This is a genomic window from Acidimicrobiales bacterium, from assembly GCA_041394245.1.
In the GTDB taxonomy this organism is placed as follows: Bacteria; Actinomycetota; Acidimicrobiia; order Acidimicrobiales; family Aldehydirespiratoraceae; genus JAJRXC01.
In genome coordinates this window covers 44,662-59,486 of record JAWKIR010000002.1, presented here as the reverse complement: position 1 = coordinate 59,486, position 14,825 = coordinate 44,662, and the positions used below count along the sequence as shown (strand labels likewise).

Annotated in this window: 14 protein-coding genes; 1 reads left to right on the top strand and 13 read right to left on the bottom strand. The window is 68.1% G+C overall.

Features of this window, described 5'->3' with window-relative positions; genetic code table 11:
* Positions 1 to 91 precede the first annotated feature (91 nt).
* The gene (locus R2707_00345; protein MEZ5243516.1) at positions 92 to 430 is read right to left on the bottom strand and encodes a P-II family nitrogen regulator; all 339 of its coding nucleotides are present in this window, start codon (positions 428 to 430) and stop codon (positions 92 to 94) included.
* Between the two features lie 140 nt (positions 431 to 570).
* On the opposite strand from R2707_00345, the gene R2707_00340 reads away from it, so the two are divergent.
* The gene (locus tag R2707_00340) at positions 571 to 1,044 is read left to right on the top strand and encodes a GntR family transcriptional regulator (protein ID MEZ5243515.1); all 474 of its coding nucleotides are present in this window, start codon (positions 571 to 573) and stop codon (positions 1,042 to 1,044) included.
* A gap of 12 nt (positions 1,045 to 1,056) precedes the next feature.
* On the opposite strand, the gene R2707_00335 is transcribed toward R2707_00340, so the two are convergent.
* The 12 genes from R2707_00335 to R2707_00280 are packed head-to-tail and all read right to left on the bottom strand — an operon-like array spanning position 1,057 to position 14,748.
* Entirely contained in the window at positions 1,057 to 2,283 is a 1,227-nt protein-coding gene (locus tag R2707_00335; GenBank protein MEZ5243514.1) for an acyl-CoA dehydrogenase family protein, read from the bottom strand.
* A gap of 8 nt (positions 2,284 to 2,291) precedes the next feature.
* Positions 2,292 to 3,194: an SDR family oxidoreductase gene (locus R2707_00330; protein MEZ5243513.1), complete on the bottom strand. Its 903-nt coding sequence runs from the start codon at positions 3,192 to 3,194 to the stop codon at positions 2,292 to 2,294.
* A gap of 8 nt (positions 3,195 to 3,202) precedes the next feature.
* Positions 3,203 to 4,360, bottom strand: coding sequence for a thiolase domain-containing protein (locus R2707_00325; GenBank protein ID MEZ5243512.1), 1,158 nt, complete (start codon positions 4,358 to 4,360; stop codon positions 3,203 to 3,205).
* Position 4,361: 1 nt separating this feature from the next.
* On the bottom strand, positions 4,362 to 5,438 hold the full coding sequence (locus R2707_00320) for a lipid-transfer protein (protein MEZ5243511.1): 1,077 nt from the start codon (positions 5,436 to 5,438) through the stop codon (positions 4,362 to 4,364).
* Positions 5,438 to 6,445, bottom strand: coding sequence for an OB-fold domain-containing protein (locus R2707_00315; protein ID MEZ5243510.1), 1,008 nt, complete (start codon positions 6,443 to 6,445; stop codon positions 5,438 to 5,440). The genes R2707_00320 and R2707_00315 overlap by 1 nt, the downstream gene beginning before the upstream one ends.
* A 35-nt stretch (positions 6,446 to 6,480) precedes the next feature.
* The gene (locus tag R2707_00310) at positions 6,481 to 7,530 is read right to left on the bottom strand and encodes a Clp protease N-terminal domain-containing protein (protein ID MEZ5243509.1); all 1,050 of its coding nucleotides are present in this window, start codon (positions 7,528 to 7,530) and stop codon (positions 6,481 to 6,483) included.
* A gap of 49 nt (positions 7,531 to 7,579) precedes the next feature.
* Positions 7,580 to 8,056 (bottom strand): YbaK/EbsC family protein, encoded by a 477-nt coding sequence (locus R2707_00305; protein ID MEZ5243508.1) that lies wholly within the window; start codon positions 8,054 to 8,056, stop codon positions 7,580 to 7,582.
* On the bottom strand, positions 8,056 to 9,639 hold the full coding sequence (locus tag R2707_00300; GenBank protein ID MEZ5243507.1) for a carotenoid oxygenase family protein: 1,584 nt from the start codon (positions 9,637 to 9,639) through the stop codon (positions 8,056 to 8,058). The genes R2707_00305 and R2707_00300 overlap by 1 nt, the downstream gene beginning before the upstream one ends.
* Complete coding sequence (locus R2707_00295; GenBank protein ID MEZ5243506.1) at positions 9,639 to 11,390, bottom strand: amidohydrolase family protein; 1,752 nt, start codon at positions 11,388 to 11,390, stop codon at positions 9,639 to 9,641. The genes R2707_00300 and R2707_00295 overlap by 1 nt, the downstream gene beginning before the upstream one ends.
* A gap of 3 nt (positions 11,391 to 11,393) precedes the next feature.
* The gene (locus tag R2707_00290; GenBank protein ID MEZ5243505.1) at positions 11,394 to 13,136 is read right to left on the bottom strand and encodes an amidohydrolase family protein; all 1,743 of its coding nucleotides are present in this window, start codon (positions 13,134 to 13,136) and stop codon (positions 11,394 to 11,396) included.
* Between the two features lie 55 nt (positions 13,137 to 13,191).
* Entirely contained in the window at positions 13,192 to 14,163 is a 972-nt protein-coding gene (locus R2707_00285; protein ID MEZ5243504.1) for a neutral zinc metallopeptidase, read from the bottom strand.
* Positions 14,164 to 14,196: 33 nt separating this feature from the next.
* Positions 14,197 to 14,748 (bottom strand): hypothetical protein, encoded by a 552-nt coding sequence (locus tag R2707_00280; GenBank protein ID MEZ5243503.1) that lies wholly within the window; start codon positions 14,746 to 14,748, stop codon positions 14,197 to 14,199.
* Positions 14,749 to 14,825 lie beyond the last annotated feature (77 nt).

Below are 14,825 nucleotides of genomic sequence, written 5' to 3'. Positions count from 1 at the left end.
ATCGGCGGGAACCCATGAGGCGTTGAGCACTGTGCTCGGATGTGATCCGGCTGAACCGGCAACGGTCTCCCGGGTCAGATGGTGTCCTGGGTCAGACGGCGTCGGCGCCGCGCTCACCGGTGCGGATGCGGGCGAGGGATTCGACCGGGGTGACCCAGACCTTGCCGTCGCCGATCTTCTCGGTCTTGGCCGAGGCGATGATGGCATCGACCACGGTGTCGGCCTGCGCATCGTCGGCGAGCACCTCGATGCGGGTCTTCGGAGTGAACGTGACCCGGTACTCGGTACCGCGATAGGTCTCGCTGTGGCCGCCCTGACGGCCGAAGCCCTGGACTTCCGAGACGGTCATGCCCTGCACGCCCACTTCGGCGAGTGCGGACTTCACGTCTTCCAGCTTGAAGGGCTTGATGACTGCGGTGATCAACTTCATGTTCGAGGCTCCTGGCGTCGTTGGTAATACAAACCCTACTCTGTATCAAGATCCTGGCAAGCCTTTTGCCGTGTTTCTCAAGCTTCTGTTCAGAAATCTCGTGTATTGTACCAATACAACATACGGGCTATGGTGGCGCAATGAGCCCACGACCCACGAACCAGGAGCCCACCGTCGCAGCAGTGGTCACCTATGTGGACCAGATCGGGAGGGAGCGCCGGCTCACCGTCCGACTCGAGGTCGACACCGCCATCCCCCGTTTCGAGCAGTTGCGCGGTCAGCTGTCGGTGATGGTCGCCGTCGGACGACTCGAGCCCGGTACCCGGCTCCCGACGGTGCGTGACATGGCAGAGCAGCTCGATCTCGCACCCGGCACCGTGGCCCGCACGTATCGCGAACTCGAAAACGACGGCATCGTGGAGGGGCGCGGCCGACGCGGCACGTTCGTCGTCGACGAGCCACCGCACTCCGAACCGCTGCAGGAACGCCGCGAACGCATCAGGGCTGCGACCCACAGATTCGTCTTCGAGGTCCGCCAGCTCGGTGCGGACCTCGACGCGGCCTGCGACGCGGTCGCCACGGTCTGGGCGGACACCACGGAAGCGGCGGACTGACGACCCAGGCCGCTACGAGGGGATCTCGCGAAACGGGATGCCCTTGTCGGGCCGAGGTTCCTGGGGAAGCCCCAGGACGTTCTCGCCGATGATGTTGCGCTGCACCTCGTCGGTACCGCCACCGATCCGGCTCATCCACTGCCCGAGGAACGAGTAGTTCTGCCAGAAGCCACTCATGTGGGCGTCATCGCCGTAGAGCGTCGCGTCGGCTCCCATGATCGCCATGGTCAGGTTGCCGAGCACCTCGAGCCGTCGGCTGTTGGCGAGCTTCAGCACCGAGCTCTCGGGACCGGGCAGCTCACCGCGAGACGCCGCGGTCCGCACCCGGTACCCGAGAAAGCGGATCGTCTCGGCGATCGAGTGCAGACGGGCGAGCTCCTGGCGGATGACCGGGTCGTCGGCGACGCCGTAGTCACGAGCGAGCTGGAACACCTCGTCGGTCATCCCCGACTGTCCGCCGATGCCGGTCCGCTCGTTCGTGAGCGTCGTGAGAATCGGTCCCCACCCGGCGTTGACCTCTCCGACGACATTGGCCAACGGCACCCGCACATCGTCGAGGAACACCTCGTTGAACTCCGAACGGCCTGTCGGCTGCTTCAGCGGGCGAATGTCGATGCCCGGAGTCGACATGTCGAGCACCAGATACGTGATACCGCGATGCTTCGGCACGTCGACATCGGTCCGCACGAGCAGCATGCCGAACGCCGCCTCGAGCGCGTTCGACGTCCACACCTTCTGACCGTTGACGATGATCTCGTCACCGTCGACGACACCGGACGTGCGCAGTCCGGCCAGGTCGGAACCGGCACCCGGTTCCGAGAACAACTGGCACCACGTCTCCTCGCCCGTCAGCATCGGGGTCAGGTAGCGGGCCTTCTGCTCATCGGTTCCATGGACGATGATCGTCGGCCCGGCCATCCCGATGGACTGGGCGAACGGACCCTGCGGAAGGTCGTATCGGTGCTCTTCCTCGGCGAAGATCGCGGCAAAGTGGCTCGAAAGCCCCCGGCCACCGAACTCCACGGGCCATGTCAGCCCCGCCCAACCGGCATCGTGCTTCGTACGTTGCCAGGCGCGGGCCCGGGCGCTGTACTCGTCCTCCTCCTCCGGTGTGCGGGCCCTGGCCCAGAAGCTCTGACCGAGGTCGGCCTTCTCCGGCTTGCGCGCGGCATGGGCCTGGAGGAACGCTCGGCACTCCTCGCGCCACGCTGCCTCTTCGGGTGAGTCGTCGAAGTTCATCGCAGGCGTCAGCCCTGTGCGCCGTGGACGGGCTGGGGCGGCCGCTCACCGGCGACCGACCGCCGGGCGAGTTCGCCGGCCTCTGCCACCGTCATACGGCGATCGCCGACCGACTCGATCGGACCTTTCTGCCAGCCGTCGCACACGTTGAGTTGGCCGGCGGTGTTCTCGAAGGTCCGGCCGGTGATGTCGCAGTCGGCGCTGCCGAGCCACACCACGAGGGGCGAGACGTTCTCCGGCGCCTTCTCGTCGAAACCGTCGGGAATCTCGGAACTGTAGAACACGCCCTCGGTCATGCGGGTACGAGCGTCGGGAGCGATGGCGTTGCAGCGCACCCCGTAACGGCCCCACTCGGCCGCCTGTTGGATCGTGAGGAGGGCGATGCCGGCCTTCGCGGTCGCGTAGTTGCCCTGCCCGATCGACCCGGCCAAACCGGCACCCGAAGAGGTGTTCACGACACGAGCGTCGATCTGGTTGCCGGCCTTCGACTCGTCGCGCCAGTACTCGATGGCGTGGCGTGCGGGCGCGAAGTGGCCCTTGAGATGAACCCGGGTCACCGAGTCCCATTCCTCCTCCGACATGCCCGCGAGCATGCGGTCACGCAGGAAGCCTGCGTTGCACACCAGCGTGTCGAGACGTCCGAACGCATCGATCGCCTGCTGCACCATGCCCTTGGCCTGATCCCAGTCGGCGACGTCGGCGGCATTGGCCACCGCCTCGCCGCCGGCCGCGATGATCTCGTCGACGACCTCGTTGGCCGCGTCGCTCGTGCCCGCGCTCCCGTCGCGCTCGACGCCGAGATCGTTCACGACGACCTTGGCGCCCTCCGCCGCGAAGGCCAACGCATGGGCGCGGCCCAGCCCCCGCGCCGCACCGGTGACGATGACGACGCGTCCGTCCACTGAACCCATCGGAACTCCTACTTGAACTCGGGTTGCAGCTCCGACGACACGATCCACATGGCGAAGTACTGCGCGGCCCCGCCGTAGGCGTGACCGAGCGCGACCTTCGCGCCATCGACTTGATAGTCGCCCGCGGTGCCGCGTACCTGATTGGCCGCCTCGAGACAGCGGATCATTCCGGACGCCCCGATCGGGTTGGAGGAGAGCACACCGCCCGAGCAGTTGACCGGGAAGTCACCGTCGAGTGCGGTGGCGCCCTCGTCGGTCATCTTCCATCCCTCGCCCTCCTCGGCGATCAGGTGGCCTTCGAGCCACATGGGCTCGTACCAGCTGAAGGGGACATAGATCTCGGCTGCGTCGATCTGCTTGCGCGGATTGGTGATCCCGGCCTTCTTGTAGAGGGCTTCGGCACAGTCGAGTCCGGCCTGGATCCGGATCGTGTCGCGGCCCGGGAACGACGAGAACTCCGTCCGCTTCGCATGGGCGAGCACCCACGCCGGCGGATTCGGCGAGCGCGACACCTTGTCCTCGCTCGTCAACACCATGGCCGCGGCACCGTCGGACGACGGGCACGACTCGAGGAAGTGGAGCGGATCCCACAGCATCGGCGACTCGCGGACCTTCTCGATCGAGATGTCCTCGAGGTGCAGGTGCGCATAGGGGTTCTTGAGGGCGTTCAGGCGATCCTTGACGGCCACCGTCCACCCGATGTGCTCGGGGGCCTTGGAACGGCGGATGTACTCACGGATCCACGGCGCGAAGGTGCCGCCGGCACCCTGTCCGCCGGACTTGCCGCCTGACAGCGCCCACGTGGCGTTGCCCTCGGACTGCTTTTCGTAGGTCACGGTGAGCACCGTGTCGTAGCGGCCGCTCTCGACCAGGACCGCGGCCGAGATCGCGGTGGACGCGCCGACCGAGCCGGCGGTGTGCACCCGATGGATCGGCTTGCCGACCGCACCGAGCGCATCGGCCAGCGACAGCTCGGGCATGATCACGCCTTCCAGCGCATCAGGAGCCTTGCCGATGACGATCGCGTCGATGTCGGCGAACGTGAGGTTCGCGTCCTCCAGCGCTCGCAGGGCTGCCTCACGGACGAGACCGTCGAGCGAAAGATCGTCGCGGCGCCGCTTGTACTTCGTCTGGCCGATTCCGACCACTGCGCATGGACGAGCCATGTCACGCACCTCCCTCTTCGAGTACGACGACAAGGTTCTGTTGCAGCGCCGCTCCCGACGCGGCGTGGGCGACGCCTCGGGTGGCATCGCCGGCGGCGATCCGCTTGGCGACTTCGATGATCCGGGTCAGGCCGGTCGCCATGACGGGATCACCGGCCAGCGGCCCACCCGACGGGTTGACGGCCGTGTCGGCCCCCAGACCGAGCGCATCGCGCAGGATGATCTCCTCGTGGGCGTGGGTGACGTGGAGTTCGGCCACGTCGACCGGACCGTCGGCCACGCCCGCGCCGACCGCCGCCAGCCGGGTCGACACCGAGTCGGTCAGGTCACGGAGCCCGGCGTGGTGCGACTCGATGCGATGATCGAGCCCGGTGATCCACACCGGGTTGTCGGTCAGCTCGAGCGCACGATCGCGTCGGGCGATCAGCATCGCTGCTGCCCCGTCGGCCTTCGGCGACACGTCGTGGGCCCGCAGGGGGGCCATGTCGTAGGGCTCGCTCAGGAGCGCGTCGGCCGAGACCGAACCCGAAACCTGGGCGTTGGGATTCGATGCTGCGGCGGCTCGACTGCGAGCGACCACCTCGGCGATGTCGGCCTCGGTGGCCTTGCCGGCGTCGATCAGGGCGCGGGCCTGGATGCCGGCCATCGCGTCGGGATCGAGCCCGAGCGGGGCGACCACATAGGGATCGGCCTGCAGGTGGAAGACCTCGCGTGCGTTGCACGGTGACGACTTGCCGGATCCGACGACCATCGCGATGTCGAGGTCGCCCATCTGGAGTCGCAGCCACGCCTCGAACAGCGCCCAGGCGCCGTCCATCTCGACATGGGACTCATAGACCGGCGGCCAGGCGCCCATGCCATCGACGTTCGACACGAATGCGAAGGGCATGCCCGACAGGTAGTCGCAGCTTCCGGCAATGGTGAAGCCGATGTCGCTGCGCTCGATACCGGCTTCGGCGAGAAGCGTGTTGACGCACTCCATGATCATGACGACCTCGGGCCCGTCGAAGCGCTCGTGCGCCTTCGTTTGGGCGACACCGATGATCGCAATGTCGTTCTCTTGCGGTTCGAACGGCATCAGAAGTTGTGCTCCTTCACGAGGTCCGGGTCGACATCGGGTTCGCCGGTGCGCTCCCAACGTTCGTAGACCTCTTCGCTGAGGCCGAAGCCCCGGTTGTCGGGATCGTCGAAGTGGATGTCGTCGCGCCAGATCATCTGGAGGCGCAGCCCGACCTTGAACTCGTCGATCGGTATGTCTCGGATGTCGACGCCGCCGATGGTCGAGTCGGCACCGTCGAGGAGGACCGAACACCGGATGTAGGGCTCGGTCTCGGTCTGTCCGTGGTACTGCACCGGGGTGATCTCGGTGAACGACGTCACCGTGCCCCGGTCGGCGACCTGCACGTATTCCGCGTCGAGCATCGGTACGCGATTGATCGCGTCATAGCCACGGGACGGCACGTGGACCTTGCCGTCGGCCGGACTGCGCTGGCCGAGGATCTTCTTGTCCATCAGGCCCTTCAGGAAGGTGACCCGGTGTGGCTGCAACGGCTCCCGGATCCGGACGCCGATGACGTGCTCCATGATGCCGACCGGTTCGGCATCGGCATCGACCTCGGGCGAGGCCGGCGCCTCGTCACCGGGCACGAAGTGCACATCGGTCACGGACCCGACCCGGTCGTCGTTGAACCGCACCACGACCCGCATTCCCGTCGACATCGCATCGATGGAGCCGGCGTCGACGGCGTGGAGCATGGTCGTGTCGGCGCCGTCGAGCTTGATCTGGGCGAACGCGAACGGACGGTCGAACGGGTGTTTCGACGTCGGTTCGGCGACCCAGGTCCACCCCTCCACCGTGCCGGCCGGTCCCACCTCGACGAGTGCGTCCGGCCCGACGGTCGAGCCGTCGGCCGGGTCGTACTCGACCGGAGGACAGAGCACTCGGTCCCCGACCCGCGTTCCGAGGATGCGTCCATCGCGCAGCCCCGTGAGGAACGGACCGATGATCGGCCCGGTCGTGCGGGTGTAGGGAAACTCGAGCGTGAAGTCGATATCAGGAAGTTGAACGTCTGAGAGCTCGGCCATACGCGGCCGATTTCACCACACCCGGCGAACGATGCTCAAAACGAGCGGAGCTTTCCCGCCTGCTCGACGATGGCGGCGCCGTCGATGTCGACCGATCCTTCCGCCGCCTCGGCCGCCCATCGCACGTCGAGGCGCACGTCGCCGTCGATCGGCAGCGGCCAGGCCCACCACTCCGTGGACTCCACGTGGCGCACCGGGCGACGGCGATCGTTGCGGTCCTCGATCACCCGTCGGGTACCGAGACGAACGAGCGCGCCCGGCATCGGGATCTCACTGCGCCAGCGTTGGCTGCTGGTCCGATTCGACAGGTGGGTGCCGTCGGCATAGTGGAGATCGACCGTCACGATCTCGGGGACGAGCCGATGCTCGGCGCCGACACCTGGGCTCAGGAGCTCGATCGGCTCCCACACCGGCGGCAGCACCCAGTCACCGAGCGAACTGACCGTCAGCGTCAACCCGAACCCATCGGGGCCGGCGACCACGGCATCGAGGGTGAGCTCGGCAGTCTGGCTCCTGGCGACGAGTTGCGGCCGCTGATTGGGCAGCCCGACGCGCGCAACCGCGGCATCCGCTTGAGGTCCCCACCACGAGTAGTGGGTCCGGTCTCGACGATCGAGCGCCGCGATCAGGTTCTCGACCTCCGTGCGGTCGAGCCGCGCCGCGCCGAGCTCGACCAACCGGCGGATCTCACCGAGGCGCACACCCAGATGACGCAGCACGGTCGCCGCGCCCGAACGCGGGTCGGAGAGGCAGCCCAGGAGCAGGTCGAAGGCCGAACGTCGATCGCCCCCCGAGAGCGACTTCCCGTAGAGCGCGAGTTCGGCGCGCGGGCTCATCGGCGGATCCGTGTGGCCCTCGTTCACGGGTTCGAATCGGTGACCCCGGATCGCCACGATGGCCCGCTCGAGCCGGGCCGTGTCGAGGGCGAACAGCTCGCACAGTTCGGCCATGTCGCCGGACGCGGTCGCCACCGCTCCGAAGAGCAGGTACTCGGTTCCACATCGTTCATCGCCCATGGCGCCCGCGGTTCCCAACGCCACATCGAGCGCCATACGAGCACCGGCGTCCAGCTGGAGCGCGGTCATCACGAAAAACCTAGGTGGGCCGGGTCGCGACCTGCCTGAGTCGTTCGGATCAACCCGGCGCCACGAACCCCGCAACGGTGGCGTTCGTCACCGTTCTCAGCGCTTCGGGACCGATCGGGAAGCACGAATCCGGAGTGCCGGCCGCGGCGTAGACCACGTCGTGGTCGAGCAGCGAGGGATCGAGGAGGGTCGGCAACGGTGATGGATGGCCGAAGGGCGGGGTGCCGCCGATGGAGAATCCAGTGGCTTCGCGTGCCGTGGCAGCATCCGACATCTCGACCGGGCCGCCCAACACCTCGGCGAGGAGCGCCAGATCGATCCGGTGGTGACCGGCCGTCAACGCGAGTGCCGGGCCGCCGGGGCCCACGACGACGAGGGACTTCACGATCTGGCTGACATCGCAACCGATCGCCGCGGCGGCATCCGCGGCGGTCCGGGTCCCCTCCGGGTAGCGCACCGGCTCCACCGCGATCCCGGCGTTGGCAGCGGCGGTCCGGAACCGCTCGTCGGCATCGGACCTCGCCATCAGGCGTCGATCTCGTCGCCGGGCATCCAGGTCCCGTGGAACCCGAACGGGACCCGCTGCGGCAACTCGATGGTCGCGACCGGTCCGGCAGCGACATCGGTCGCATCGAGCACGGCGAGAACCGACGCGTCGTTCGCCTTGTCCCAGACGTAGGTCAACAACCAGCCCTCACCCTCGGCGCTGTCGGCCGAATCAGCGACGAACGTCGCCTCGTTCGGTTGCAGGGCAGGGCCGGGGGTCCAGCGATCCAACGCTCCCGTGGCGACGTGGTACGCGCTGATGCCGTTGATCTCGACATTGTTTGTGGCGAGATTGTTTGTGGCGAGATTGTTCGTGGCGGGATCGTTGATCCCGGCAGGGCCCTCCACCGTGTCGGCGGTCTCCACCAGCCAGGCCACCGAATGCGCACGGCCGGTGAACCGGTCGTCGATCTCGGGGAGGTCGAGGGGCACGTCGCTGAGCTGTGACGCGGACCAGGTCAACTCCGCGCCACCGGTCCCGATCTCCCACCGGGTGAGCAGGCTGGGCGAATCGTCGATGTCGTTGCCGTTGTCGAACATCGAGCCCATACGCGAGACGTCGAGGATGATCCGGTCGCCGTCGCGATGGGCGTTGGTGCCGTGGAACACGTAGCCGTTGTCGATCTCCACCCATCGCATGTCGCTCGCCGCGCCACCGAGCGGCATCACCCCGATGCGCGAGCCGTAGTCGGGGTCCCACGTGAACGGGTTCAGCGCGCCGGCGGCTGCTGCCGCCAGATCGAAGACCACAGGTAGCTCCCAGAAGACGACGTCCGACTCGGTGATCGCGAAGTCGTGGATCATCGTCCCCGCCGCGACCGGGATCTCCTCTCGTCGCAGGAGCTCACGACCGTCGGCCGACGCGACATAGTAGGTCAGGTACGGCGGGGTGAATCCGTAGCCGAAGAAGTGCAACAGGCCGGTGTCGGGATCTCGTTTGGGGTGTGCCGTCACGTTGGGACCGACCGAGATGTCGCCGGCACCGCGGAGTTCGACCGTGTCGATCGTCGAGAGATCGGCGGGCGAGATCTCGAACGGCCACCCGACCTCACCGAGTGCGAGCAGGCGCCCGCCGTGAGCGAAGACGCTGACGTTCGACTGGGTCTGGGAAAATCCAGGCGCGCCGTCGAACTCGCCGAACTCTCGACGGTCGAGGTACATCGGTGTCTCGACGTAGCGGTTCCCGTACCAGACCGCCTTCCCCTGCTCGAAACGCACGCCGTGGATCATCCCGTCGCCGAAGAACCAGTGCGGGGAGTTCCCGGTCGCCGGATTCGAGCCGTTGCGGGCATAGAGCCCGTGCAGCGACGGCGGCAACGCGCCGTTCACCACCAGGTCTGTGGCGACGACCTCCTCGGTGACGGGCGCGAACCCACCCTGGAGCCAATACGGCGTCGACGGGTCGAAGGGCCGCGTCGTCGTGGACGACGGCAGCGTCGTCGAGGAAGACGGAACCGTGCTCGTGGGGTTCGGCGCGGCGGTGCCGGCATCGTCGCCGCACGCCCCGAGCAGCAGCCCTCCCCCGACGAACGCGCTTCGCCGGAGGAACGCGCGGCGGTCCACTACCGGCGGCCCCGGACCAGCCGGCCGGGGCGGGCGCCGGTGTCGACACCCTCTCGGCGGGTCACCTGACCCGCGACGATCGTCGCGACATACCCGTCGGCGGCCTGGACGAGCCGCCGACCACCGGCGGGAAGATCATGGACCAGTTCGGGGGTCCGCAGGTTGAGACGAGCGTGGTCGATGATGTTGAGATCCGCGCGCTTGCCCGCCTCGATGGTCCCCCGATCGGTCATGCCGAACAGGGCCGCCGTGTCCTTCGTCTGCTTGCGCACGACCCACTCGAGGGGCAGCTGCTCGCCCCGGGTTCGATCGCGGGTCCAGTGAGCGATCATCGTCGTCGGCAACGAGGCGTCGCAGATCAGACCGCAGTGGGCACCACCGTCGCCGAGCCCGACGACGGCCTGGGGATGGGTCAGCTGTTCACGGATCGCATCATGGTTGCCGTCGACATAGTTGTAGAGCGGCAGCATCAGCAGGGCCCGGCCGTTCTCGGCGCAGAACGCGTCGTAGGCGGCCTCCGCGGGCGTGACGCCCGATGCCTCGGCGAGACCCGCGACCGAGCGATCCCGCGTCGGCTCGTAGTCGGGCGGATCGCCCAGCACGTAGAGCGAGTCGAGCATTCCCGCCGCGAGCATGGCGATGCCCTCGTGGATCGCCCCGGTGCCCGTGACGTTCTCCTCCGAGAGGATCGCGGCCTTGACCTCGGGCTTGCGCAACTCGACGATGCGCTCCTCGATCGGCAGATGCTCGAGGGCCTTGTAGGAGGGCCGGAGCATGAACGGGTGGCCGGTGTCGAAACCGATGAGCACGCCGAACGGACGCCCGGCCACCTGAGGATGGAGCTGCGCTCCTTCGGCCGTGGCCTGCTGCGACACCTCCATCAGCTCGCGCCAGAGATCGGGAGCGGCAGGAACCTGCAGCATGGCGAAGGTCACCGGCTGACCGGTTTCGGCCGACAGTCGACGCATCCAGTCGACCTCCTTCATCGGCGCGACGATGTCGAGCCCGGCGGCACCCGCCGGTGCGAGCTCGAACACGCCACCACCGCCGTCGCGCAGCGCGCGACCCAGGGCGAACAACTCGTCCTCCGCGGCGAACGTGCCGGGGACCGGCTCGCCGTCCATGGCCCGATGGCCGAGCGTCCGAGACGTCGACACGCCCAACGCTCCGGCCTCGACCGCCTCCTTGACGATCTCGGCCATCGCTGCGATCTCCTCGGGCGACGCGTCCTCGTTCTTGGCGCCGCGTTCACCCATCACGTAGGCCCGCACCGAGCCGTGAGGGATCTGGGTGCCCACGTCGACCGACCACTCGAACCCGTCGAGCGCGTCGAGATACTGCGGGAAGGTCTCCCAGCTCCAGGCGATGCCCTCGCTCAGCGCGGCACCGGGGATGTCCTCGACCCCCTCCATCAGCTGGATCAGCCAGTCCTCGGTCCCGGGCCGGACCGGCGCGAACCCCACGCCACAGTTGCCCATCACGAGCGTGGTGACGCCGTGCAACGACGTCGGCTCGAGCGTCTGGTCCCAGGTGACCTGACCGTCGTAGTGGGTGTGCACGTCGACGAAGCCCGGGGTGACGAGTAGCCCGGTCGCGTCGATCACCTCGCTCGCCTCACCGGGGAGGTCGGGACCGACGGCGACGATCGTTCCGTCGAGGACGGCGACATCGGCCACACGGCGGTCGGCGCCGGTGCCGTCGACAACGGTTCCGTTGCGGATGAGAAGGTCGTACATGGTTGGTGTGGACATCGTTCAGGTCTCCTGGGGGTTGGCGCCGGCGCGCACGAGGCGGCCGGGTCGGGCTCCGGTGTCGACATCGTCGCGTCGTGTGATCACGCCGTTGACGATCGTGGCCTTGTAGCCAGTGGCGAACTGGACGAAGCGCTTGCCGCCGGCGGGAAGGTCTCGCGCCACCTCCGGCGGACGCAGTGCGAGACCTTCGAGATCGATCACGTTGAGGTCGGCCTTGGCCCCGATCTCGATCGTGCCGCGATCGTGGAAGCCGAAGAGCTTCGCAGTGTCGTGGGTCTGCTTCTTCACGACGAACTCGAGGGGAAGTTGCTCGCCGCGGCTGCGATCACGAGTCCAGTGGGTCAGCAGCCATGTCGGCTGGGACGCGTCGCAGATCACGCCGCAGTGTGCACCGCCGTCGGACAGACCGATGACGCCCGCCGGATGGGTCAGCATCTCCCGCAGCGCGTCGCCGTTGCCGTCGGCGTAGTTCAGGAACGGGAACAGCAGCAGGGCCCGACCGTCGTCCTCGAGCAGCATGTCGTAGAGGAGGTCGTCGACCTCGCGCCCCATCGCCTCGGCCATCACCTTGACCGTGCGCTCCGGACCCGGCTCGTAGTCGGGCGGGTCGCCGAGCACATAGATGCGATGCATCGACCCGAGGATGAACTGGGAGAAGGGGTTGTCCGTCTCGGGCTGCTCGGAGAGGATCGCGGCCCGCCGCTCGGGGCGACGCAGTTCGGCCACGAGCTCGGCCAACGGCAGATCGGCGATCGCGTCCCAGCTCGGGCGCTGCCGCCACGGGCTGAGTCCTTCGAGGCCGAGGAGGATCCCGTTCAGGCGACCGGCGACCTGCGGATGGATCGAGGCGCCCTCGGCGGCCGCCTCGACCGAACGGTCCATGAGCTCCTTCCAGAGCTCGGGCTCGTCGTTGATCTGCACGAGCACGAACGACACCGGCACCCCGGTGTCCTTCGAGATCTTCACCATCCAGTCGACTTCCTTGTGCGGCGCGACGGTGTCCTCACCGGCCGACCCCATCGGTGCCAGCTCGAGCAGTCCGTGGCCGGCGTCGGCGCAGCCACGGGCGAGGCCGTAGAGCTCGTCCTCCGCAGCGAAGGTTCCCGGGACCGGCTCGCCGTCCATGGCCGTGTGGGCCAGGGTGCGCGAAGTCGACACGCCGAGGGCACCGGACTCGACCGCCTCGCGGACGATGGCCCGCATCTCGCCGATCTCCTCGGCCGTGGCCGGCTCGTTCTTCGCCCCCCGCTCCCCCATGACATAGGCCCGAACGGCACCGTGGGCGACGAGGCACCCCACGTCCATGCTCCATTCGCGGGCGTCGAGATTGTCGAGGTACTCGGGGAACGTCTCCCAGGTCCAGTCGATGCCCTCGCTCAGCGCGGCACCGGGGATGTCCTCGACCCCCTCCATGAGCTGGATCAGCCAGTCCTCGGTCCCGGGCCGGACCGGCGCGAACCCCACGCCACAGTTGCCGGTCACGATCGTCGTGACGCCGTGGCTGGCCGAGGGTTCGAGGACCGGATCCCAGGTGACCTGGCCGTCGTAGTGGGTGTGTACGTCGACGAACCCGGGGGTGACGATGCAGCCGGTTGCGTCGATCACCTCGTCGGCATCGCCATCGAGGGACGCGCCGATCGCCGCGATCCGCCCGTCTCGAACCCCCACATCGGCGACGAAGCGGGCCTCTCCGGTTCCGTCGACGACCGTGCCGTTGCGGATGAGGAGATCGAAATCAGCCATGGCGAGAGCCTAGAACGCCGGGGGCCGGCGGTCCGAACCCACTCGGCTCGGCCGGTCAGCGAGGCATGATCGACGTGGCGGCGACCGTCTCGTCGAACGTCCCGTCACATCGGGTCGGATCGCCCGTCTCGACACCGAGCGTGAACCACGCTTCACGCTGGTCGGCCGAGCCGTGGGTCCAGGTGTGGGGCTGCACCTGCTGCCCCACCGATTCCTGGATCCGGTCGTCGCCGACCGCCTCGGCCGCCCGGAGCCCTTCGCGGATGTCGCCCGCGTCGAGATAGAGCAGATTGTCGTTGCCCTCGAAGGTCTGGGGACGCCGAGAGGCCACGCTCGCCCACGACCCGGCGAGACAATCGGCCTGCAACTCCAGACGGATCGTCCACCCGTTGATCTCCTCCTGGGAGTTCGCCCGGCTCTGCGCAGCCCTCACCTGATCCGACACGCCGGTCACGGTCTGGACATGGTGGGCGACCTCGTGCGCGACGACATAGGCCTGGGCGAAGTCGCCACCGGCGCCGAACTGCGGCCCGGCGAGCACGGCGAAGAAGTCGTCGTCGAGATACACCTGCTCGTCCGCCGGGCAATAGAACGGGCCCGACTCCGACGTGGCGTTGCCGCACCCTCCGGTGACGACGCTGTCGTTGAAGATCACCATCGTCGCCCGCCGGTAGTCGGAGAGGGTCGCCTCCCAATAGTTCTGCACGTCGAGGAAGACGACCTCGAGGAACTCGTTGCGTTCCGCGACCTCACCCTGTGACGCCGATCCGGTGGCGGCCCCGGTCTGCATCTGGCCGAGGATGTCGCCGAGCACGCCGCCTCCCCCGCTGCTGCCGTCGCCACCGCCGCCACCACTGAGCAGGGAGATCACCACGACCACGATGATGCCGAGCACGCCGGCCCCGCCGACCCCGGCGCCCGCCTTGCCGCCGCGGCTGGTCGGCATCGGGAACGGCATGCGGCCGCCGCCGGCGCTCGCCCGGTACTCCACGTCGCGGGTCTGCGTTCCCCGCCGAATCTTCACCACGTCCGTCGCTCCCGTCGTCGGTCGGCCACGATGCTAGGCGGCAAGTACCCGCGCGATGGCGGTGAGTTCACGATCCAGTCGAGCCGCGGTGGCGCGATAGACCTCGATCGGCTCACCCGCCGGATCGGCGACCTCATCGGCGGCACGACCGATCGTCGGTCCGCTGCGGGCCGCGCCCAGGCGCCTGATCGTCTGCATGTCGGTCATCTCGGTCCCCGAATCCCGCAAGAGTCGGAGCAGCTCCGACGGCAGGAAGACGCCGGAGCGAAGCGATTGGTCGCGAGCGATCGCGGCGCCGGCATGGTCGCGGGTCATCGCGATGACCAGATCGACGTCGAGGTGCGCCGGTTCGATACGGCGACTGCGGTGACCCGACAGGTCGAGACCCAGCTCCTCCATCACCGCGACCGCATGCGGCGTCGCCGACCGCTCGCCCCACCCGAGGGTGCCTGCCGATGCGACCGCGGCATCGATGCCGAACTCGGCGAAACGGGCCGCGAGGATGACCTCGGCCATCGGAGAGCGGCAGGTGTTGCCGGTGCACAGGGTGAGCACCCTGATCTCGGTCCCCCGCGGTCGCTGCATGCCCGCCAGAATACGCCGCCCGCGACGAATTGAATAAGGTGCGGCGTCCACGCAGCGAACCAGGAGAGGAAGCGAAC

What these genes read in the sequence shown, in the direction of transcription:
- R2707_00345 (MEZ5243516.1), bottom strand. Translation starts at nt 430, where the DNA reads ATGAAGTTGATCACCGCAGTCATCAAGCCCTTCAAGCTGGAAGACGTG.
- R2707_00340 (MEZ5243515.1), top strand. Translation starts at nt 571, where the DNA reads ATGAGCCCACGACCCACGAACCAGGAGCCCACCGTCGCAGCAGTGGTC.
- R2707_00335 (MEZ5243514.1), bottom strand. Translation starts at nt 2,283, where the DNA reads ATGAACTTCGACGACTCACCCGAAGAGGCAGCGTGGCGCGAGGAGTGC.
- R2707_00330 (MEZ5243513.1), bottom strand. Translation starts at nt 3,194, where the DNA reads ATGGGTTCAGTGGACGGACGCGTCGTCATCGTCACCGGTGCGGCGCGG.
- R2707_00325 (MEZ5243512.1), bottom strand. Translation starts at nt 4,360, where the DNA reads ATGGCTCGTCCATGCGCAGTGGTCGGAATCGGCCAGACGAAGTACAAG.
- R2707_00320 (MEZ5243511.1), bottom strand. Translation starts at nt 5,438, where the DNA reads ATGCCGTTCGAACCGCAAGAGAACGACATTGCGATCATCGGTGTCGCC.
- R2707_00315 (MEZ5243510.1), bottom strand. Translation starts at nt 6,445, where the DNA reads ATGGCCGAGCTCTCAGACGTTCAACTTCCTGATATCGACTTCACGCTC.
- R2707_00310 (MEZ5243509.1), bottom strand. Translation starts at nt 7,530, where the DNA reads ATGACCGCGCTCCAGCTGGACGCCGGTGCTCGTATGGCGCTCGATGTG.
- R2707_00305 (MEZ5243508.1), bottom strand. Translation starts at nt 8,056, where the DNA reads ATGGCGAGGTCCGATGCCGACGAGCGGTTCCGGACCGCCGCTGCCAAC.
- R2707_00295 (MEZ5243506.1), bottom strand. Translation starts at nt 11,390, where the DNA reads ATGTCCACACCAACCATGTACGACCTTCTCATCCGCAACGGAACCGTT.
- R2707_00290 (MEZ5243505.1), bottom strand. Translation starts at nt 13,136, where the DNA reads ATGGCTGATTTCGATCTCCTCATCCGCAACGGCACGGTCGTCGACGGA.
- R2707_00280 (MEZ5243503.1), bottom strand. Translation starts at nt 14,748, where the DNA reads ATGCAGCGACCGCGGGGGACCGAGATCAGGGTGCTCACCCTGTGCACC.